The organism is Streptomyces sp. NPDC091287, assembly GCF_044768525.1.
GTDB lineage: Bacteria > Actinomycetota > Actinomycetes > Streptomycetales > Streptomycetaceae > Streptomyces.
This window is the reverse complement of the sequence record NZ_JBIVUV010000014.1, coordinates 66,311-83,344: the sequence shown is the minus strand read 5'-3', so window position 1 is coordinate 83,344 and position 17,034 is coordinate 66,311. Positions and strand designations below refer to the sequence as shown.

The window sequence follows — 17,034 nt, the reverse complement described above, 5'->3', positions numbered from 1 at the left end:
AGGCCACACAGCTGCGCCCGCTCGGCTACGCGCCGGTCGGGGCGGCCTGCTGCACGACCTCGAAGGACCACACCGTGGACCCGCTGGCCGCCGGCTTGGGGCGCTCACCACTCCCGGCGCCGCCGCCCTGATGGGCCGCCTTCATCGGTCCTTCCATCCACGCCTGGAAGGAGGCCTCGTCACGCCAGCGGGTGTAGACGAGGTAGTCGTCCGTGCCCTCGACGGGCCGGAGCAGCTCGAACCACTCGAATCCGTCGGAGCCCTCCACGGCATGGGCCCGGGAAGCGAAGCGCTTCTCCAGCGTCTCGCGTTGTTCCTGGGGGACGGTCAGCACATTGATCTTGACTACGCTCATGGCTCCATCCTGCCGTACGGCATCCGGACTCCGTCGGCGGGCGGGGCTGTCGCGGGGAGTTCCACCGTGACCGCGGGGAGTTCCACCGTGATGCGCAGCCCGCCGTCCGGGCGCGGGGTGAGGGTGAGCGTTCCGTCGTGCGCGCGGGTGATGGTCTTGACGATGGCCAGGCCGAGCCCGACACCCGCGTGGTGGGTGTGCAACCGTTCGGCGCCGCGCCGGAAAGGTTCGGTGAGCGTCGCGGCCAGCTGGGGGGTGACCTTCGCACCGGTGTTCTCGACCGTGAGCACCACGGTCTCGCGGCGTGCGCCGGTAGTGACCCGGACGGTGCCCCGGTCGGGCAGATTGTGGACGATCGCGTTGTGCACGAGGTTCGTGGTCAGTTGCAGCAGGAGCGCCGGCGATCCGATCGCGGGGGCGATCTCGCCGCGTGTCTCGACCGTGACGCCATGCTCTTCGGCGAGGGGGAGGAGGGTCTCGGTGGCCTCCTCCGCCAGCAGGGACAGGTCGACGGATTCCCGGGCGAAGGAACGCCGGTCGGCGCGGCTGAGCACGAGCAGCGCCTCGGTGAGGTCGATCGCCCTGCCGTTGACGGCGTACAGGCGGTCGATGATCTCGTCGGTGTCGCGGTTCGGATCGGTGCGGGCCACATCGAGAAGCGTCTTCGAGATCGCCAGCGGGGTGCGCAGCTCATGGGAGGCGTTGGCCGCGAACCTCTCCTGTTCGGCGACGTGTGCTTCGAGCCGGGCGAGCATCGTGTCGAAGGCGTCGGCGAGTTCCCGGAACTCGTCCCTGCGGCCCGGCAGCCGGATCCGGTGGGAGAGCGAGCCGTGCGTGACCGCGCGGGTGGCTTCGGTGATCCGGGTCAAAGGGGCGAGCATGCGGCCGGCGAGGACCCAGCCTCCCAGGAGGCCGAAGACGAGGAGGACCGCCAGTACGGTGGCCGCAGCCGGGGCGAAGGTGTACGCGAGGAGCTGACGGTTGGGATTCTCGTGAAGCATGCGCTTGTCCCAGTCGTCGGGAACGTACTCCAGGAGGAACACCCACACCGCTGTGAGCAGCAGGACGCCGGCGACCATGAGGAATCCGGCGTAGCTGAGGGTGAGCTTGAGGCGGACGCTCAACCCGGGCCGCCTAGCCACGGTCTCCTCCGTCGCCGCGACCGGTGCCGGACGCCGCGTCGATGCGGTAGCCGACGCCCGGCACGGTGGCGATGATCCACGGTTCGCCGAGGCGCTTGCGCAGGGCCGAGACGGTGATGCGTACGGCGTTGGTGAACGGGTCGGCGTTCTCGTCCCACGCCCGTTCCAGGAGCTCTTCGGCGCTGACGACACCGCCGTCGGCGGCGACGAGGACGTCGAGTACCGCGAACTGTTTCCTGGTCAGCGCGACGTAGCGGCCGTCCCGGTAGACCTCTCTGCGGAACGTGTCCAGCCGCAGGCCCGCGATCTCCCGCACGGGCGGTCTGCTGTGGGCGCGTCTGCGGTCGAGCGCTCTGAGCCTGAGCACGAGCTCCCGGAGATCGAAGGGTTTCGTGAGGTAGTCGTCGGCGCCGAGCCCGAACCCGGAGGCCTTGTCGTCGAGGCGGTCGGCCGCCGTGAGCATGAGGATCGGCATGCCACTGCCGGAGGCGACGATGTGTTCGGCGATCTCGTCGCCGGACGGCCCGGGGACGTCGCGGTCCAGGACGGCGATGTCGTAGGTGTTGACGCTCAGCAGCTCCAGAGCGGTGTCCCCGTCACCCGCGATGTCCGCCGCGATCGCTTCGAGACGCAGGCCGTCGCGGACGGCCTCCGCCAGATAGGGTTCGTCCTCGACGATCAGCACGCGCATGGGCCGATGCTACGAGTCGGCACTTATCGTCGGCGTATCGAAAACCGCATACGGGTCGGCAACACCTCGCTGCCTTGAATCGCGGTATGACTCGACCACCGCCGTCAGTGCGAACAACATCCCGCCGGACACGCGGGCCCCTTGTCGTCGGCGCGGTAGCCGTCGTGGCAGCGATCGCGGCAGCCCTCGGCCACGCCCTGCTGAACCCGACGCACGCCCCGTCGACCCCGGCCTCACCGCGCTCCCCGTCCGCCGCCGCCTCCTCGGCGCCGGCAGCCCTGCCTCCTCCACCGCACCGCGAGCTCCGTGGAGCGCTGGGAGCGGCCGACGGGGCCGTCCCCGACGGCGTGACGGTGCTCGACGACGGGGTCCCGGCCGTCGCCAACCTCGACACGGATCTGCTCGCGGCCCTCCGCCGGGCGGCACGGGAGGCGGCGCGTGACGGCGTCGAGTTCGCCGTCAACAGCGGCTGGCGATCACCGGAGTATCAGGATCAGCTGCTCCGCAAGGCGATCGCGCGGTACGGGTCCGAGGCCGAGGCCGCCCGATGGGTGGCCACCGCGAAGACGTCGCCGCACGTGTCGGGGGACGCGGTCGACATCGGACCGGCCGACGCGTCGGAGTGGCTGTCCGAGCACGGCGCCGCGTACGGACTGTGCCAGACCTACCGGAACGAACCCTGGCACTACGAGCTGCGCACCGAAGCGATCGACCGGGGTTGCCCGCGCATGTACGCCGACCCCACCCAGGACCCGAGGATGCGACAGTGACCGGCAGCGAGCGAGGACAGACGATGACGCAGGTGGACGCGGCCGGTGCCGCACAGGGCGACGTGGACACGGCCGGGACGGCGCAGAGAGACGTGGCCCCCTCCGGTTCCGGGCGCGGCGATGCCGATCTCGGGGACGCGGGCCCCCGGGACACCGACCCCCGGCACACCGGCGCGAGGACAGGTCCCCGGAAGCGCGGCCGGGTGCTCGCGGCGGCGGCTCTGCTGCTGGGCCTGTTCCTGCTGCTGCACGCGAGCATCCCGAACCGGGTCGGAAACCTCGGCAGCCTGGTGGAGACCTTCCTCCCGTGGTTCGGCCTGTTCATCCCGGTGCTGCTGGCCGGGGCACTGCTGCGCCGCTCCGTCCCCGCACTCGTCGCGCTGCTGCTGCCGGCCGTCGTGTGGCTGAACCTCTTCGGCGGGCTGCTCACCGACAAGTCTCGCCCGGGCGGCGACCTCACCGTGGTCAGCCACAACGTCGGCGCCGACAACCCCGACACGGCGGGCACCGCCCGCGCCCTGGCCGCCTCAGGTGCGGACGTGCTGGCACTGGAAGAGCTGGACCCGGCGGCCCGGAGGACGCACGAGATGGAGCTGGCGACGACGTACCCCCACCACACGGTGCTGGGCACGGTCGGCGTGTGGAGCAGGCTGCCGCTGTCGGACACCCGGCCGGTCGACGTCGCGATGGACGCGGGGCCGCTGGGGGACGCGAAGCCCGCCGACGTCAAGCTGGAGTACAACCGGGGACTGCGCACCACGGTGGCCACGGACCACGGGCCCCTGGCGGTGTACGTGGCGCACCTCGGATCCGTACGCGTGAATCCCCGGGCGGGCCTCTCGTCGGGCCAACGGGACGCCGGCGCGCAGTCGCTCGGCCGGGCGGTCGCCGCCGAGCGGAACGAGCGGGTGGTGCTGCTCGGCGATCTGAACGGAACCCTGGACGACCGGGCGTACGCGGGCATCACCTCGCGGATGCGATCGGCGCAGGAGACGGCGGGTGACGGGTTCGGCTTCAGCTGGCCCGCCGCCTTCCCGGTGGTGCGGATCGACCAGATCCTGGTCCGGGGCGTGGAGCCGGAAAGCTCGTGGCTGCTGCCCGCGACCGGCAGCGACCACCTCCCGGTGGCCGCCCGCATCAGTTGGTGAACACCGCGGAGGCCTCCGGACACGTCGGGGCCTCCCTCCCACCTCGGGGCGGGTGACCGGACCTTCCGCGTGCCGCTGCCGTTCACCCTCCACCGGGGGAGGGCGAACGCACGCGCTAGGCTGCGTTCCGCCACGGGGGAAGTCCGGTCGAAATCCGGCGCTGACCCGCAACGGTAGACGGAGCCCCCGGTTCCGTGAGCCCGATCACCCGCGGCGGAGAAGGCTCCTGACGATTCGCCGTGGACTGCGAATGGGCGCTGCGCGGGGCGGCCGCCGTCCGGGGCCGCTCCTCATCGCGCGACGCACGGCCCGAGGCGAAAGCGACCGGCCTGTGGCCACGTCTTCCGACCGCATACCCTCCAAGCCGTCGCGCCCCGCGCCCGTCGGCAACGGACCGGCGCCACCCCGGCGCGTGCCCCTGCCGTTCCTCCTGGCCGGCCTGTGCGCGGCCCTGCCCCTCTCCCTCGTCTGCGGGGCGGCGCTCGGGGCGTCGGGGCTCTCCTGGGCGGAGGTGACGCGCTACCTGTGGGCAGGGCTGACCGGCGGGGCCATCGGCCCCGACGAGGTCCCGGCCTACACCATCGTCTGGGAACTGCGCCTGCCACGAGCCGTGCTGGCGGCCGTCGTCGGGGCCGGCCTGTCCGCCATCGGCGTCGCCGTCCAGGCCATGGTGCGCAACGCGCTGGCCGACCCGTTCGTCCTCGGCATCTCCTCGGGCGCGGCGGTCGGCGCCAACGCCGTACTCATCTTCGGGGCCCTGGGAGCGCTGGGCATCTGGGCCCTGTCCACGGCGGCGTTCCTCTCCGCGCTCCTCGCCATGCTGCTCGTGTACGCGGTCGCCCGCACCGAACGCGGACTGACCCCGCTCCGGCTGGTCCTGACGGGAACCGCGATGTACTACGGGTTCTCCGCCGTCACCACGTTCATGGTGTTCGCGGCCGAGCGCGGGGAAGCGGCCCGCTCCGCGATGATGTGGCTGCTCGGCAGCCTGAGCGGGGCCAACTGGGCCGCTGTGCCGATCGCCGCCGGCGCGGTGCTCGCCGGCCTCGCGCACCTCGGCTGGTCGGCACGGCGCCTGAACGCACTCGCCATGGGGGACGAGACCGCCGCCGCACTCGGGGTCGATCCCGGGAGACTGCGCAAGGAGCTCTTCCTCGTCTCCGCGGCCGTCACCGGGGCGGTCGTCGCGGTGAGCGGAGCGATCGGCTTCGTCGGCCTGATGGTCCCGCACGCCGCACGGATGCTGGTCGGCGCGGACCACCGCCGGCTCCTGGCCGTCGCCCCCCTGGCGGGAGCCGTCCTGCTGATCTGGGTGGACATCCTCTCGCGCGTGGTGCTGGCGCCGGCCGAGCTGCCGGTGGGCGTCCTCACCGCGGTCATCGGCGTTCCCTGCTTCATCCTCCTCATGCGCCGGCGCTCCTACTCCTTCGGAGGCATCTGATGCGGATCGACATCGACGCGCTGACCGTCGAGATCGCCGGTGCACGGCTGGTGGACCAGGTCAACCTGGGCGCGGCCGAGGGGCAGCTCGTCGGCCTGGTCGGTCCCAACGGCAGCGGGAAGTCGACCCTGTTGCGCTGTGTCTACCGGGCCCTGCGCCCCACGGCCGGCGCCGTGAGGATCGGCGGTGAGGACCTTCACGCCCTGAGCGCGCGGGAAGGCGCCCGACGACTGGCGGCCCTTCCCCAGGACGCGGCCGCCGACTTCGACTTCACCGTCGCCGAGATCGTCGCCATGGGGCGGCTGCCGCACCAGGGGCCGGTGGCCCGGGCATCCGACGAGGACCGCCGCCTCTGCGAAGAGGCGCTGGCGGGGGTCGGCGCGGGACACCTGGCCGAACGCGGCTTCCTCACCCTCTCCGGCGGCGAGCGGCAGCGTGTCCTGATCGCCCGCGCCCTCGCCCAGCAGCCGCGGGTCCTGGTGCTCGACGAACCCACCAACCACCTGGACATCGCCCACCAGTTGGAAGTCCTCGCCCTGGTCCGCGGCAGCGGCCTGACCGTGCTCACCGCCCTGCACGACCTGAATCTGGCGGCCCTGCACTGCGACCTGGTCCATGTCATCGACAGCGGCCGGATCGTCGCCTCCGGGGCCCCGCACGCGGTCCTGACCACCGAGCTGCTGGCCGACGTCTTCGGCGTACGGGCGCACCGTGTCGCACATCCGGAGACCGGCGCGCTCCAACTGCTCTTCGACCTTCCCCCTGCCGACCCCACCTCCTGAAGGAGCCTCGACCACCATGCCTAACCTTCTGCGTCCCGCGGCCCTCGTGCTCGCGGCCGCCCTGGCCCTCACCGGCTGCGGAGCGGACGTCACCTCACAGGCCGACGGGAAGACCGGCGAGTCCGGGGCCGGCCGCCACTACCCGGTGACCGTCGAGAACTGCGGGGAGAAGAAGACGTACGACAAGGCCCCGCAACGCGTCGTCACCAACGACACCGGCATCACCGAGATCATGTTCTCGCTCGGACTCGAGGACCACATGGCCGGGTACGTGATGCCCGACGACAAGGGCGACATGACGTCCGTCCCCTGGAAGGACGGCTACAAGAAGACCAAGTGGCTCTCCAAGGAGCGGATCAACAAGGAACTGGTCCTCGACGCCCGCGCCGACCTGGTCTTCGCCGGCTGGAACTACGGATTCAACGAGGGTGAGGGTTTCACCCCCGCCGAACTGGAGCGGGTGGGCATCGACTCGTACCTGCTCAGCGAGTCGTGCCGCAACGGGCAGGGCAAGGCCCGCGGAGTCATGCCCCCGCTCGAAGCGCTCTACACCGACCTGCGGAACCTCGGAAAGATCTTCGACGTGGAGGACCGGGCGGACACCCTCATCACGTCGTTCCGCGAGGAGGTCGCCGGGGCACGGGCGAAGGCGGCCGAGGGCGGCGACCGCCTCCGCGTCTTCCTGTACGACGACGGGAAGGACAAGCCGCTGACCTCGGGCGCGTACGCCGGACCGCACGACATCATCACCAAGGCCGGCGGCGACCACATCATGAAGGACCTCAAGGACAGCTGGACGACGGTGGGCTGGGAGACCGTGGTCGACCGCGACCCCGAGGTCATCGTCATCAACGACTACGGCGACACCGGAGCGGACGAGAAGCGGAGGTTCCTGAAGTCCTACAAGCCGCTCGCCGGCGTATCCGCGATTCTGAACGACCGGATCGTCGTGCTCGACTACGTGGACCTGGTCGAGAGCCCTCGTAATCCCGCGGCCATCAGCTCGCTGGCGGAGGACCTGAGGGAGTTCGCCCGGTAGGGCCCAAAGACGCCCCGTCACCTCGTCCGGTCCCCGTCGTCCCGTCGTCGACGGGAACGCCCAGCCGGCCGGCCGCGGTGGTGAGGGCGTCGCCCAGCGGGAGTGCGATACGGGTCGGGGCGTGCCGGTCACCCCGGGTCGGGTCCCTGTTGACGATCAGTACCGGTACCCCCGCCCGTTCGGCCTGGCGGACGAACCGGAGCCCGGACATCACCGTCAGCGAGGAGCCCAGGACCAGCAGGGCGCTCGCCCCGCGGACCAGCGCGCGGCAGCGCTCGACCCGCTGCGGGGGCACGGACTCGCCGAAGAACACCACGTCCGGTTTGAGTACGCCGCCGCAGACCGAACATGGCACCACCCGGAAGTCCCCGACCTGCTCGTCCGTGAGATCGGCGTCCCCGTCCGGGTTCATCGAGGCGGCCACCGGGGCGAAGCCCTCGTTGGCCTCCTCCAGCCGGCGCGCCAGCTCGGTGCGCGGGCTGGAGGCGCCGCAGGACAGACAGACGACCCGGTCCAGACGGCCATGGAGGTCCACGACGTCCGCGCTGCCGGCGGCCTGGTGCAGGCCGTCGACGTTCTGGGTGATCACACCCGAGAGCAGCCCCTGCCGCCCGAACGCGGCCACGGCCCGGTGCCCGGCGTTGGGCCGGGCGCGACCGAACGTACGCCAGCCGAGATGGCTGCGCGCCCAGTACCGGCGACGGGCCCCGGCGTCGGCGGTGAAGTCCTGGTAGGTCATCGGGGTGTGGCGGCTCAGGCTCCCGCCCTCGCCCCGGTAGTCGGGGATGCCCGACTCCGTGGAGATGCCCGCGCCGCTCAGGACCAGCACACCGCCCCCGCGCAGCGCCTCGACGACCGGCTCCAGGTCCGTGCTGCCCGGCAGCGGCTCCTCGGCGGAGGTCCAGCTCAGGGTGGGTCGCATGCGCATGCCCTCAGGGTACGGAACATGCCCCCGGGGGGCGACGATGCCGGGCGACGGGGCCGCCGCGGCGACCCGATGGGACGAAGGGCCCGGAACCCAGATCCCGGCAGGGTGCGTTTCCGGCCTCATTTCGTGACAGGTGCATGATCAAGGCGCGATCGCGGCATAGGTCCTGCGGCCCCGGGAGGATCGGCAACCGGCCCCTGTGTTCCTACGGTTCGCGGGGACCGTCCTCCCACTCCCTCGGCTCCACGCGGAGCCGAGCCCCCCATGAGAGTGAAGGGACAGCAATGCTGGAATCCAGATGGTTCAAGGCAGTCGGTGTCGCCGCGGCGATCACCCTGGCCACAGCCACGGCGGCGCAGGCCGCTCCCGCGTCGGCCCCGGCGGCGGAGAACGCGTCCGCCGTGGTGACGCTCCGGTACGACGACAGCCGGGCAGGCGGCTGGGAGGCGGCGATCGCGGCAGGGGTCGCCTCGTGGAACTCCAACGTCGACAACGTCAAGCTGGTCGAGGCCGCACCCGGCACGCGTGCCGAGATACAGATCGTGGCCACCAGCGGCTGGCCGCAGGCCACGCTCGGCCCGGTCCGGCCCGGCGGCCAGGTCAGGGTGGAGCTGGGCAGTCAGGCAGTCGCCCAGGGTCACGACAAGACCCGCATCGCCGCTCACGAGATCGGCCACAGCCTGGGGCTGCCGGACACCAAGCCCGGCCCCTGCTCCCAGCTGATGTCGGGATCCAGCGCCGGCGTCAGCTGCAAGAACGCCGTACCGAACGCGGCCGAGCAGTCCCGCGTCGAGTCCGCCTACGCGGGCGGCCTCGCCCCGCGCGTGCCGGCTGACGGACGCGTCCTGGTGGACGCCTCGTAACCGGTCGTACGAGGACACACGAGGCGCCGGCTCGGTCTGAACCGGCGCCCGCTCACCCCGTTCCCGGCCGCGGGCCGCCGCCGGAACCCGGGAACGGGGTGACACGCAGGATCCGCACCGGCGTCAGCGGTTCTTCGGCGTGAACGGACCGTCGTGGCCGAAGGCGAGGCGGGCGAAGCGTTCGGCGATGCGCCGGTGGGCGGCCGGGTCCGGGTGCAGGTCGTCGGGGAGCGGGAGTTCGGCGTGGTCGCTCTCGCCGTAGAGGTCGAGGCCGTCGAGGTAGTGCAGATGGGGGTCGGTGGCGGCGCGTTCGGCGGCGATCCGGGCGAGCTCGTCGCGGATGACGGTGAGGGTCAGCTTCCCGGCGGCGCTCTCCGCGGGGTCGCCGATGGCCACGAACCGGAGCCGTCCCTCGCTCATCGCGCTGTAGTCCGGGGCGCAGGGGCCCGGAGTGGTCTCGTGGATGGGGCAGCAGATCGGCGAGACCACCAGGAGCGGTGCGGTGGGGTGGCCTTCGCGGATGGTGTCGAGGAAGCCGTGGACCGCCGGGCCGAACGCGCGCAACCGCATCAGGTCGGCGTTGACGAGGTTGATGCCGATCTTGACGCTGATCAGGTCGGCGGGGGTGTCGCGCATGGCGCGGGCGGTGAACGGGTCGAGCAGGGCGCTGCCGCTGAACCCCAGGTTGATCAGCTCGGCTCCGCCGAGGCTCGCGGCCAGAGCGGGCCAGGTGCCGGTCGGGGTGGTGGCGTTGGACCCGTGGCTGATGGAACTGCCGTGGTGCAGCCAGACCGGCCGGCCGGTCGGTCCGGGGCTCCTGAGTGGCGCGTCGGTGCGCAGGGCGACCAGGAGCGTGGTCTCGTCGTGGGGCAGCCAGATCTCGACGTCCTTCTCCTGGTCCGGCAGTCCGGTGAACCGGAGCGTTTCCACGGGGCCCGGCCGGGTCCGCGAGGTCATCGAAGCCAGATCGACGGTGAGCGTGTCGCCGTCGGGGGCACTGGCCCGGGCGGCGGGGCGGCCGTCCACGAGGAGCTCGTACACGCCGTCGGGGCGCGGCGGCGCACCGGGATAGACCCGCTTGGTGGCCACCACGTCCAGCTCGACGGCGGTGGCCCGGGTGCGGAACGCCAGCCGGACCCCGGAGGGCTGTGATTCGGCCATGGCCAGCTGGCCGTCGGGAATCTGCCGCCGTGCCCGCGCGGGCAGCCGGTGCGGCAGCATGCCGCGCCCGGTCCGCTCCAGGTCGAGCGCGCCCCGCAGGATGTCGGTGCTGATGGGGGTCGTCGTCCAGTCGTGCCGGGTGGTCATGTTCTCGGTCTCTTCGTCCGTCGAGGGGTGGGAGGCGGGGTCACGAGGGGCGGGGTCAGAAGGGGGCGGGGTCAGGAGGGGGCGGGGTCAGGAGGGGCGGGCCAGCTGCGCAGCAGGGAGTCGAGCGCGTCGAGGATCTCCGTCCAGCTCTCCTGGGAGTCGGGGGAGCTGTGGCGGAAACCGCCGGCCGTCTCCAGTCCCACGTAGCCGCTGAAGACGCTGCCCAGGAGCCGCACCGCGTGGGTCTGCTGGAGCTCGGTCAGGTCGTAGCCGCGCAGGATCGCCCGCATCATCCGGGAGTGCCGGACGCCGGCGCTCGCGGCCGCCGCGTCCGCGTCGAGCCGGAACCCGGCCGCGGCGAAGCGCCCCGGGTGCTGGAGGGCGTAGTCGCGGTAGGCGTTGGCGAAGGCGCCGAGCGCGTCCCGGCCCGCCCGCCCGGCGAGTGCCGCCGACGCCTGGTCGGCGAGTTCTTCCAGGGCCAGCAGGGCGATCTTCGTCTTGAGGTCATGGGCGTTCTTGACGTGCGAGTACAGGCTCGCGGTCCTGATGCCCAGCTTCCGGGCGAGCTCCGACGGGGTCACCTGCTCGAAGCCGATCTCGTCCGCCAGCTCGGCCCCCGCCCGTACGACGCGTTCCGCGGCCAGTCCTGCTCGTGCCATGCGACCCTCCGAGCGCTCACCTGCGATTGCCTACGAAAATATATGTTTGCCTAATGAGATTAGGCAAATTAGCGTGAGTTCCATGAAGCCCCTGACCGAGCAAGAGATCCGTGCCGCCTTCGTGAACTGCACCAAAGGCGAGGCCAAGCGCCTGTCCGTTCCCCGCGACCTCGCCGACCGGCCCTGGGGCGACCTGGACTTCCTGGGCTGGCGCGACCCGCAGGCCCCCGACCGGGCCTACCTCGTGCTCGCATCGGGCGAGGGGTCCGTCGGCATCCAACTGCGCTCCTCGGACGCCGGGTCCTGGCAGACCCGCCGCAGTATGTGTTCGCTGTGCGTGACCGTCCACACTGGAGGCGTCTCCCTGCTCGTGGCCCCCAGGGCCGGGAAGGCGGGCCAGCAGGGCAACTCGGTCGGCGCCTACATGTGCAGCGATCTCGCCTGCTCGCTCTACGTACGCGGGAAGAAGGACGCGGGCGTCGGGTCACGGCTCCGCGAGTCCCTCACCCTGGAGCAGCAGATCGAGCGAACCGTGGTGAACGTCGAGGCGTTCATCGCCAGAGTGACGGGGTGACCCGACACGTCCGGCGGAGGCATCGCCGTCCGGCACGGAAAGCACGCGCGGGCCTCCGCCCATCGTGGACGACATGGCCGACGGCAAGGTTCCGGACGCCGCGGTGAACGGTTCCGGCCGCGGAAGGGGCGGTGCTCGCTCCGATGCCGCTCCGCCGCACCCGCTGGACCTGAGCGGATGCGAAACCGTTCGACCGTGTGCGAAAGGCACCGGCCAGATTCGCCATCCCGCGATCTGGCCGGTCCGAACGTCGACCCAATAGGTGCCTGGGGCATCCAATTGGAGGGGAGGAGCGGAGCGACCCGCTCCGCACCTATTCACCGAGCACTGCGAGGGGACCGCTCCCATGACGGAATCCACGACGGAACCGGCCCGCCAGGACCCCGCTCTCACCGGCCCTTCGACGCAACCGACCTCCGCGACACCGTTCCCGCAGGACCGCGAGTGCCCCTACCACCCGCCCACCGGGTACGAACCGCTGCGCGCGGGCCGGCCGTTGAGCCGGGTCACCCTCTTCGACGGACGTCCGGTCTGGGCGGTCACCGGCCACGCCCTGGCCCGTCGGCTGCTCGCGGATCCGCGACTGTCCACCGATCGCACCCGTCCCGACTTCCCCGTTCCGGCCGAGCGGTTCGCGATGGTGCAGCGGCGGCGCGTGGCTCTGCTCGGCGTCGACGACCCCGAGCACAACGCCCAGCGCAGGATGCTCATCCCGAGCTTCTCGGTGAAGCGGATCGCCGCGCTGCGCCCTCGCATCCAGGAAACGGTGGACAGACTGCTGGACGCGATGGAGCGGCAGGGGCCGCCGTCCGAGCTGGTCGCCGACTTCGCACTGCCGGTGCCGTCGATGGTGATCTGCGCGCTCCTCGGTGTGCCGTACGCCGACCACGAGTTCTTCGAGGGCTGCTCGCGGCGGCTGCTGCGGGGGCCCGGCGCGGCCGATGTGGACAAGGCCCGGATCGAGCTGGAGGGGTATCTGGGCGCCCTGATCGACCGCAAACGGGTGGAGCCGGGGGAGGGGCTCCTGGACGAGCTGATCCACCGGGACCATCCCGACGGGCCCGTCGACCGCGACGACCTCGTCTCGTTCGCGGTGATCCTGCTCGTCGCGGGGCACGAGACGACGGCGAACATGATCTCGCTCGGCACGTTCACGCTGCTGAGGCACCCGGGACAACTGGCGGCGCTGCGGTCCGGAGAGACGACGACGGCCGCGGTGGTCGAGGAGCTGCTGCGGTTCCTGTCCATCGCCGAGGGTCTGCAGCGGCTGGCCACCGAGGACATCGAGGTGGCCGGGACGACGATCCGCGAGGGAGAGGGCGTGTTCTTCTCGACCTCGCTCATCAACCGCGACACCGAGGTGTACGAGAATCCGGAGACGCTCGACTGGGACCGGACTTCCCGCCACCACCTCGCCTTCGGCTTCGGCGTCCACCAGTGCCTGGGCCAGAACCTGGCCCGCACCGAGCTCGACATCGCTCTGCGTACGCTGTTCGAGCGGCTGCCGGCACTCAGGCTGGCCGTGCCCGCGCACGAGATCCAGCACAAACCCGGGGACACGATCCAGGGTCTTCTGGAACTGCCCGTGGCCTGGTGAGCGGCATGGGCGTCCAGGTCGACAAGGAACGCTGCGTGGGGGCCGGCATGTGCGCGCTGACCGCGCCGGGTGTGTTCACGCAGGACGACGACGGGTTCAGCGAGATGCTTCCCGGCCGCACGGCGGGGGCGGGGGACCACCCGCTGGTGCGGGAGGCCGTACGGGCCTGCCCGGTCGGGGCGGTGTCCCTGACCGACGACTGACGGGCCGGCCCGGGCCCGGCGGGACGCGACACGGTCGCGCCCGCCGGGTTCCCGCCGCTACGGAGAACGCACCGGCCGGATCAGAGGCCGAACTCCTGCGGGGACACCCCGAGCGCCATGCACGCTTCCCGCAGAACCTGCGCCTCCGCCGGGGCGATGTACCCGTCCGCACCGGCGATCACGAAGCCGGTCTGGACGACCGCCTTGGCCTCCACAGGCTTCTTCGCGGCCTTGGCGATCTCCTGCATGGCCTCGGTCTTGCCCTGCTGGAAGTTGAACATCATCTGATCGACATGCTTGTTGAACCTCTGCCGCAACTGCTCCGGAGGGAAGTTCTGCAGGACGTCGTTCTGCAGGATCAGCGTCTCCACGTGGTGCCGCTCGGCGGGGTCGACAGACCCGTCGGCGGCCGCGACCAGAGCACACATCGCCATACTGGCGTCCCGGTATGCCCCGCTCTTGAGCTCCGTCTTGAGGGAGCCGAGCTGCGACTTGAGCAGCCCCACCAACTTCTCCTTCGAGCCGCCCGCGGCCCCCGTACCCGCCTGCCGCTGGCCGGCAGGGCCCCTCGTGCCCTGCGACTGCTGCTGCTGCTGCAGCCCCTTGGCCTGGTCCTTGATGCGGTCCCACATAGCCATGCGTGCCACCTTGTCGATCGGATCTATGGTCCGCGCGATGTGCGCGGCCGCTTGCAACCATTCTTCGTGGACCACTCGTCGGCGGCCCTCGCCCGGTGACCGGTGAGCCTCCCGGAGCAGGCGGCACCGGGTGGTTCGGCGAACCGGTCACACGTGGTCCTTCTGCCGATCACGTCGACGGGAACGCAGCCTGCGACCGACCGCCACGGCCAGCGCCACGACCACCAGTACCAGAACAACCTTCGAGAGCACCCCGACGTAACTCTCCACGAGCTCCCACTGATCACCCAGCAGATATCCGGCCATGACGAGGATGAAGTTCCATATGAAGCTGCCCAGAGCGGTGAGGAGTACGAAGATCGGCAGAGGCATCCGCTCAAGGCCTGCCGGGACGCTGATCAGGCTGCGAAAGATCGGAATCATCCGGCCGAAGAAGATGGCCTTCATGCCGTGCTTGACGAACCAATCTTCGGTCTTCTTGAGGTCGGAGACCTTCACCAGGGGAAGCCGCTCCCACAGGGCGTACATGCGGTCCCGGCCGAAGAGGGCGCCGATCTGATAGAGGGCGACAGCCCCCACCACCGACCCCAGCGTCGTCCAGAACAGGGCGGAGAACAGGCTGATCACTCCCTGCCCCGCGGCAAAACCCGTCAGCGGCAGAATGATTTCGCTCGGCAACGGCGGAAAGAGATTCTCCAAGGCGATCGCCAGCCCGGCCCCGGGGCCGCCCATGGTTTCGACAAGGCTGGTCGCCCACCCTGCGATGCCACTCGCCGGCTCCGAGGCGAGAGGGAAATGCTGCATGTGCGTCTGCTCCAGGACTGAGTAGGGGGCCGAGGTCGGAGTGCTGACCAACTCGGCGTCATATCTTTTCGGGGCCGGAAATTCCACAGGATCCGGACGAATTCCGAGAGAGGTATCCGAGCCCCATCACGAGCGAATCGGGGCGGAATTCCGCATGGCGCGGGACGTGATGGCACGTATCCGCGAGCGGAAGATTCACTGCCCGGGGGCCACCGGGGGCCTGCTCACCGAAGGGGGCGAGCATGGTGCAAGTCACCGGGGCGAACGCCGAGCCACCGCAGGGCGTCGGGCTGCGCGGGACCCGGAGGGTGCCGCAGGGTGATCGGAGGCTCCGCTCAGCAGCGAAGGATCTGGATACGGACAGGGCTTCGCGATCCTGAGTGCGAAGAATGCTGCCGGGCGACATCCGTCGCGCAGTCGTGGAGATCCGGTGATGAGGAGGGAATGCCTGCCTGCACGGGGGGTGAGGCCGTCGTGCTTCCCGCTTTGTGGCGGTGCTGGAGCGTGACGTCACCGTCGACGCCGTCCAGCGGAGCGCTCGGCCCTGACCCGTCGAATACGGACACGGAGGGAGAATGAGCTGCCGTGTCGATGGTCTGCAGGGTCTGGGCGGAGGCGCCGAGAGCGAACGCGGAAATCATCAGGAGCACGGCGATACCGGCGTAGAAGGCCAGCATCTCCCTGCAGCGCATTCCTACGCTCCCTGTCCCGGTCGATTCGGCTCGTAGGGCGAAGTGCCAAAGCCGCTCGGCGAATTGCCGCCGCAGGACTGCACTCTAACAGCCCGAACTGAAGCGAACCTGAAGCTCATTTCGCCGTACGGCTCACGCGCTGCGACGGCCGTACGTCCACCGGTCCGGCCGGGCGGCGGGGTCGCTCGGCCGCAGCGGCAGGACGGGCCCGGCGTGCGCCCCGCGCCGGCCGTGGACGGTGGCCGGCGCCGGGCGCACGCCGCCTTAAGGCTTCCCGCCGAAGGGGCCCTGGCGTGGTCAGGCCGCGCCCTGAACGCGGCCCAGGAAACCGAGGATGAGCGCGGCAACCGTGTCGCCGGCGCTTTCCAGCAGGAAGTGCCCGCCGTCGAGGAGGTGGATCTCGGCGTCCGGAACGTCATCGGCGAAGGCGCGGGCGCCGTCGGGGCCGAAGATCGGGTCGTTCCTGCCCCATACCGCGAGAACCGGCGGCCGGTGCGCGCGAAGGTACGTGTGCAGCGCCGGGTACAGCGGCGAGTTGCTGGCGTAGTCACGGAACAGCGACAGCTGGACCTCGTCGTTGCCGGGGCGGGAGACGAGGGCGAAATCGTGGTGCCAGGTGTCGGGGCTGACGACGCTCTCGTCCGGAGCGCCGGTGACGTACTGCCACTTGATGCCGTCCAGGGTCAGCGCGCCGCGCGCGTGCGCCTCGTTCTCGGGTGTCTGCTCGCGCTGGTAGTCCCGGATCGGCTTCCAGAAGCTCTCGACGAAGCCCGCGTCGTAGCCGTTGCCGTTCTGCGTGATGATCGCCGTGATGGCCCCGGGGTCGGCAAGCGCGAGCCGCCAGCCGATCGGCGCTCCGTAGTCCTGGACATAGATGGCGTAGTGGCGCACCCCCAGCTGTTCGAGCAGTCGCGCGGTCAGCTCGGCCAGTGCGTCGAAGGTGTAGGTGAACGCGTCGACCGAGGGGGCGGCGGAAAGGCCGAAACCCAGGTGGTCGGGCGCGATCACGTGGAAGCGCTCGGCCAGCGCGGGAATCAGCTCGCGGAACATGAACGAACTGGTGGGGAAGCCGTGCAGCAGCACGACGGCGGGTGCGTCGGCGTCGCCGGCCTCCCGGTAGAAGATCCGCTGTCCCTGTACGTCCGCGTAGCGGTGGTGGACCGCAGTCATGGCTAACCCTTCTGGATTGATTTACTGGTTAGGTCCATCATGCCGCTCCGATATGACCTGTCAACAGGATTTGAGGGGTTAGATCGAAAGCCGTGCCCCTCCTCACCGACCAGGGCGATGCGATCGGCCGGCTGACGGACCGGCTCGCCGGGAAACCGTCCACCTCCAACTGCTGGTCCATGCCGGTCCAGCCCTGACCTCAGGACCCGCGCGCACCCACCCGGTTCGCA

Annotated in this window: 18 protein-coding genes and 1 riboswitch; of the genes, 9 read left to right on the top strand and 9 right to left on the bottom strand. The window is 70.8% G+C overall.

Translation table 11 applies throughout. From position 1 onward, the window contains the following. Positions 1 to 25 precede the first annotated feature (25 nt). The 3 genes from ACIQRW_RS23875 to ACIQRW_RS23865 are packed head-to-tail and all read right to left on the bottom strand — an operon-like array spanning position 26 to position 2,188. Positions 26 to 355: an antibiotic biosynthesis monooxygenase family protein gene (locus tag ACIQRW_RS23875; RefSeq protein WP_403763807.1), complete on the bottom strand. Its 330-nt coding sequence runs from the start codon at positions 353 to 355 to the stop codon at positions 26 to 28. Next, a complete protein-coding gene (locus tag ACIQRW_RS23870; protein WP_403763805.1) occupies positions 352 to 1,497 on the bottom strand; it encodes a sensor histidine kinase in 1,146 nt (381 codons plus the stop codon). Before ACIQRW_RS23870 ends, ACIQRW_RS23875 begins: the two co-directional genes overlap by 4 nt. Continuing rightward, positions 1,490 to 2,188 carry a response regulator transcription factor gene (locus tag ACIQRW_RS23865; RefSeq protein WP_403763803.1) on the bottom strand — a complete coding sequence of 233 codons (699 nt, stop codon included), beginning with the start codon at positions 2,186 to 2,188 and terminating at the stop codon, positions 1,490 to 1,492. Before ACIQRW_RS23865 ends, ACIQRW_RS23870 begins: the two co-directional genes overlap by 8 nt. A gap of 164 nt (positions 2,189 to 2,352) precedes the next feature. Between ACIQRW_RS23865 and ACIQRW_RS23860 the strand changes: the two genes are divergently transcribed. From ACIQRW_RS23860 to ACIQRW_RS23840, 5 genes are all read left to right on the top strand, one after another. Continuing rightward, on the top strand, positions 2,353 to 2,958 hold the full coding sequence (locus tag ACIQRW_RS23860) for a M15 family metallopeptidase (RefSeq protein WP_403763801.1): 606 nt from the start codon (positions 2,353 to 2,355) through the stop codon (positions 2,956 to 2,958). Positions 2,959 to 2,981: 23 nt separating this feature from the next. Then, complete coding sequence (locus ACIQRW_RS23855) at positions 2,982 to 4,106, top strand: endonuclease/exonuclease/phosphatase family protein (protein WP_403763799.1); 1,125 nt, start codon at positions 2,982 to 2,984, stop codon at positions 4,104 to 4,106. 105 nt (positions 4,107 to 4,211) lie between these two features. Beyond that, positions 4,212 to 4,337, top strand: a riboswitch (cobalamin riboswitch). A gap of 100 nt (positions 4,338 to 4,437) precedes the next feature. Next, complete coding sequence (locus tag ACIQRW_RS23850; protein WP_403763797.1) at positions 4,438 to 5,547, top strand: FecCD family ABC transporter permease; 1,110 nt, start codon at positions 4,438 to 4,440, stop codon at positions 5,545 to 5,547. Continuing rightward, positions 5,547 to 6,329, top strand: a complete 783-nt coding sequence (locus tag ACIQRW_RS23845; protein WP_403763795.1) for an ABC transporter ATP-binding protein — start codon at positions 5,547 to 5,549, stop codon at positions 6,327 to 6,329. The genes ACIQRW_RS23850 and ACIQRW_RS23845 overlap by 1 nt, the downstream gene beginning before the upstream one ends. Before the next feature lie 16 nt (positions 6,330 to 6,345). Next, complete coding sequence (locus ACIQRW_RS23840; protein WP_403763793.1) at positions 6,346 to 7,368, top strand: ABC transporter substrate-binding protein; 1,023 nt, start codon at positions 6,346 to 6,348, stop codon at positions 7,366 to 7,368. Here ACIQRW_RS23840 and ACIQRW_RS23835 read toward each other — a convergent pair. Further along, complete coding sequence (locus ACIQRW_RS23835) at positions 7,328 to 8,296, bottom strand: NAD-dependent protein deacetylase (protein ID WP_403763791.1); 969 nt, start codon at positions 8,294 to 8,296, stop codon at positions 7,328 to 7,330. The two genes, ACIQRW_RS23840 and ACIQRW_RS23835, sit on opposite strands and share 41 nt — an antisense overlap. Before the next feature lie 284 nt (positions 8,297 to 8,580). Between ACIQRW_RS23835 and ACIQRW_RS23830 the strand changes: the two genes are divergently transcribed. Further along, a complete protein-coding gene (locus ACIQRW_RS23830) occupies positions 8,581 to 9,159 on the top strand; it encodes a snapalysin family zinc-dependent metalloprotease (protein ID WP_403763789.1) in 579 nt (192 codons plus the stop codon). A 123-nt stretch (positions 9,160 to 9,282) separates the two neighbouring features. Here ACIQRW_RS23830 and ACIQRW_RS23825 read toward each other — a convergent pair whose 3' ends face one another. Then, positions 9,283 to 10,467 (bottom strand): GDSL-type esterase/lipase family protein, encoded by a 1,185-nt coding sequence (locus tag ACIQRW_RS23825; RefSeq protein WP_403763787.1) that lies wholly within the window; start codon positions 10,465 to 10,467, stop codon positions 9,283 to 9,285. 71 nt (positions 10,468 to 10,538) lie between these two features. Next, positions 10,539 to 11,126, bottom strand: coding sequence for a TetR/AcrR family transcriptional regulator (locus tag ACIQRW_RS23820; protein ID WP_403763785.1), 588 nt, complete (start codon positions 11,124 to 11,126; stop codon positions 10,539 to 10,541). A gap of 82 nt (positions 11,127 to 11,208) precedes the next feature. Here ACIQRW_RS23820 and ACIQRW_RS23815 point away from each other — a divergent pair, with 82 nt between their 5' ends. The 3 genes from ACIQRW_RS23815 to ACIQRW_RS23805 all read left to right on the top strand — a co-directional run bounded on the left by ACIQRW_RS23815 (position 11,209) and on the right by ACIQRW_RS23805 (position 13,500). Beyond that, positions 11,209 to 11,700, top strand: coding sequence for an FBP domain-containing protein (locus ACIQRW_RS23815; RefSeq protein WP_403763783.1), 492 nt, complete (start codon positions 11,209 to 11,211; stop codon positions 11,698 to 11,700). A gap of 346 nt (positions 11,701 to 12,046) precedes the next feature. Next, positions 12,047 to 13,297: a cytochrome P450 gene (locus ACIQRW_RS23810; protein WP_403763781.1), complete on the top strand. Its 1,251-nt coding sequence runs from the start codon at positions 12,047 to 12,049 to the stop codon at positions 13,295 to 13,297. 5 nt (positions 13,298 to 13,302) lie between these two features. Next, positions 13,303 to 13,500: a ferredoxin gene (locus ACIQRW_RS23805; protein WP_403763778.1), complete on the top strand. Its 198-nt coding sequence runs from the start codon at positions 13,303 to 13,305 to the stop codon at positions 13,498 to 13,500. Positions 13,501 to 13,580: 80 nt separating this feature from the next. Here ACIQRW_RS23805 and ACIQRW_RS23800 read toward each other — a convergent pair whose 3' ends face one another. From ACIQRW_RS23800 to ACIQRW_RS23790, 3 genes are all read right to left on the bottom strand, one after another. Continuing rightward, positions 13,581 to 14,138: a tellurite resistance TerB family protein gene (locus ACIQRW_RS23800; protein ID WP_403763775.1), complete on the bottom strand. Its 558-nt coding sequence runs from the start codon at positions 14,136 to 14,138 to the stop codon at positions 13,581 to 13,583. 147 nt (positions 14,139 to 14,285) lie between these two features. Next, positions 14,286 to 14,942: a DedA family protein gene (locus ACIQRW_RS23795; protein ID WP_403763772.1), complete on the bottom strand. Its 657-nt coding sequence runs from the start codon at positions 14,940 to 14,942 to the stop codon at positions 14,286 to 14,288. Between the two features lie 989 nt (positions 14,943 to 15,931). Then, a complete protein-coding gene (locus tag ACIQRW_RS23790; RefSeq protein WP_403763769.1) occupies positions 15,932 to 16,804 on the bottom strand; it encodes an alpha/beta fold hydrolase in 873 nt (290 codons plus the stop codon). Positions 16,805 to 17,034: the final 230 nt, after the last annotated feature.

Excerpts from the sequence above, each read along its gene's own strand:
- ACIQRW_RS23875 (WP_403763807.1), bottom strand. The coding sequence starts at position 355 with ATGAGCGTAGTCAAGATCAATGTGCTGACCGTCCCCCAGGAACAACGC.
- ACIQRW_RS23865 (WP_403763803.1), bottom strand. The coding sequence starts at position 2,188 with ATGCGCGTGCTGATCGTCGAGGACGAACCCTATCTGGCGGAGGCCGTC.
- ACIQRW_RS23855 (WP_403763799.1), top strand. The coding sequence starts at position 2,982 with ATGACGCAGGTGGACGCGGCCGGTGCCGCACAGGGCGACGTGGACACG.
- ACIQRW_RS23845 (WP_403763795.1), top strand. The coding sequence starts at position 5,547 with ATGCGGATCGACATCGACGCGCTGACCGTCGAGATCGCCGGTGCACGG.
- ACIQRW_RS23840 (WP_403763793.1), top strand. The coding sequence starts at position 6,346 with ATGCCTAACCTTCTGCGTCCCGCGGCCCTCGTGCTCGCGGCCGCCCTG.
- ACIQRW_RS23835 (WP_403763791.1), bottom strand. The coding sequence starts at position 8,296 with ATGCGCATGCGACCCACCCTGAGCTGGACCTCCGCCGAGGAGCCGCTG.
- ACIQRW_RS23830 (WP_403763789.1), top strand. The coding sequence starts at position 8,581 with ATGCTGGAATCCAGATGGTTCAAGGCAGTCGGTGTCGCCGCGGCGATC.
- ACIQRW_RS23825 (WP_403763787.1), bottom strand. The coding sequence starts at position 10,467 with ATGACCACCCGGCACGACTGGACGACGACCCCCATCAGCACCGACATC.
- ACIQRW_RS23820 (WP_403763785.1), bottom strand. The coding sequence starts at position 11,126 with ATGGCACGAGCAGGACTGGCCGCGGAACGCGTCGTACGGGCGGGGGCC.
- ACIQRW_RS23815 (WP_403763783.1), top strand. The coding sequence starts at position 11,209 with ATGAAGCCCCTGACCGAGCAAGAGATCCGTGCCGCCTTCGTGAACTGC.
- ACIQRW_RS23810 (WP_403763781.1), top strand. The coding sequence starts at position 12,047 with ATGACGGAATCCACGACGGAACCGGCCCGCCAGGACCCCGCTCTCACC.
- ACIQRW_RS23805 (WP_403763778.1), top strand. The coding sequence starts at position 13,303 with ATGGGCGTCCAGGTCGACAAGGAACGCTGCGTGGGGGCCGGCATGTGC.
- ACIQRW_RS23800 (WP_403763775.1), bottom strand. The coding sequence starts at position 14,138 with ATGGCTATGTGGGACCGCATCAAGGACCAGGCCAAGGGGCTGCAGCAG.
- ACIQRW_RS23795 (WP_403763772.1), bottom strand. The coding sequence starts at position 14,942 with ATGCAGCATTTCCCTCTCGCCTCGGAGCCGGCGAGTGGCATCGCAGGG.
- ACIQRW_RS23790 (WP_403763769.1), bottom strand. The coding sequence starts at position 16,804 with ATGACTGCGGTCCACCACCGCTACGCGGACGTACAGGGACAGCGGATC.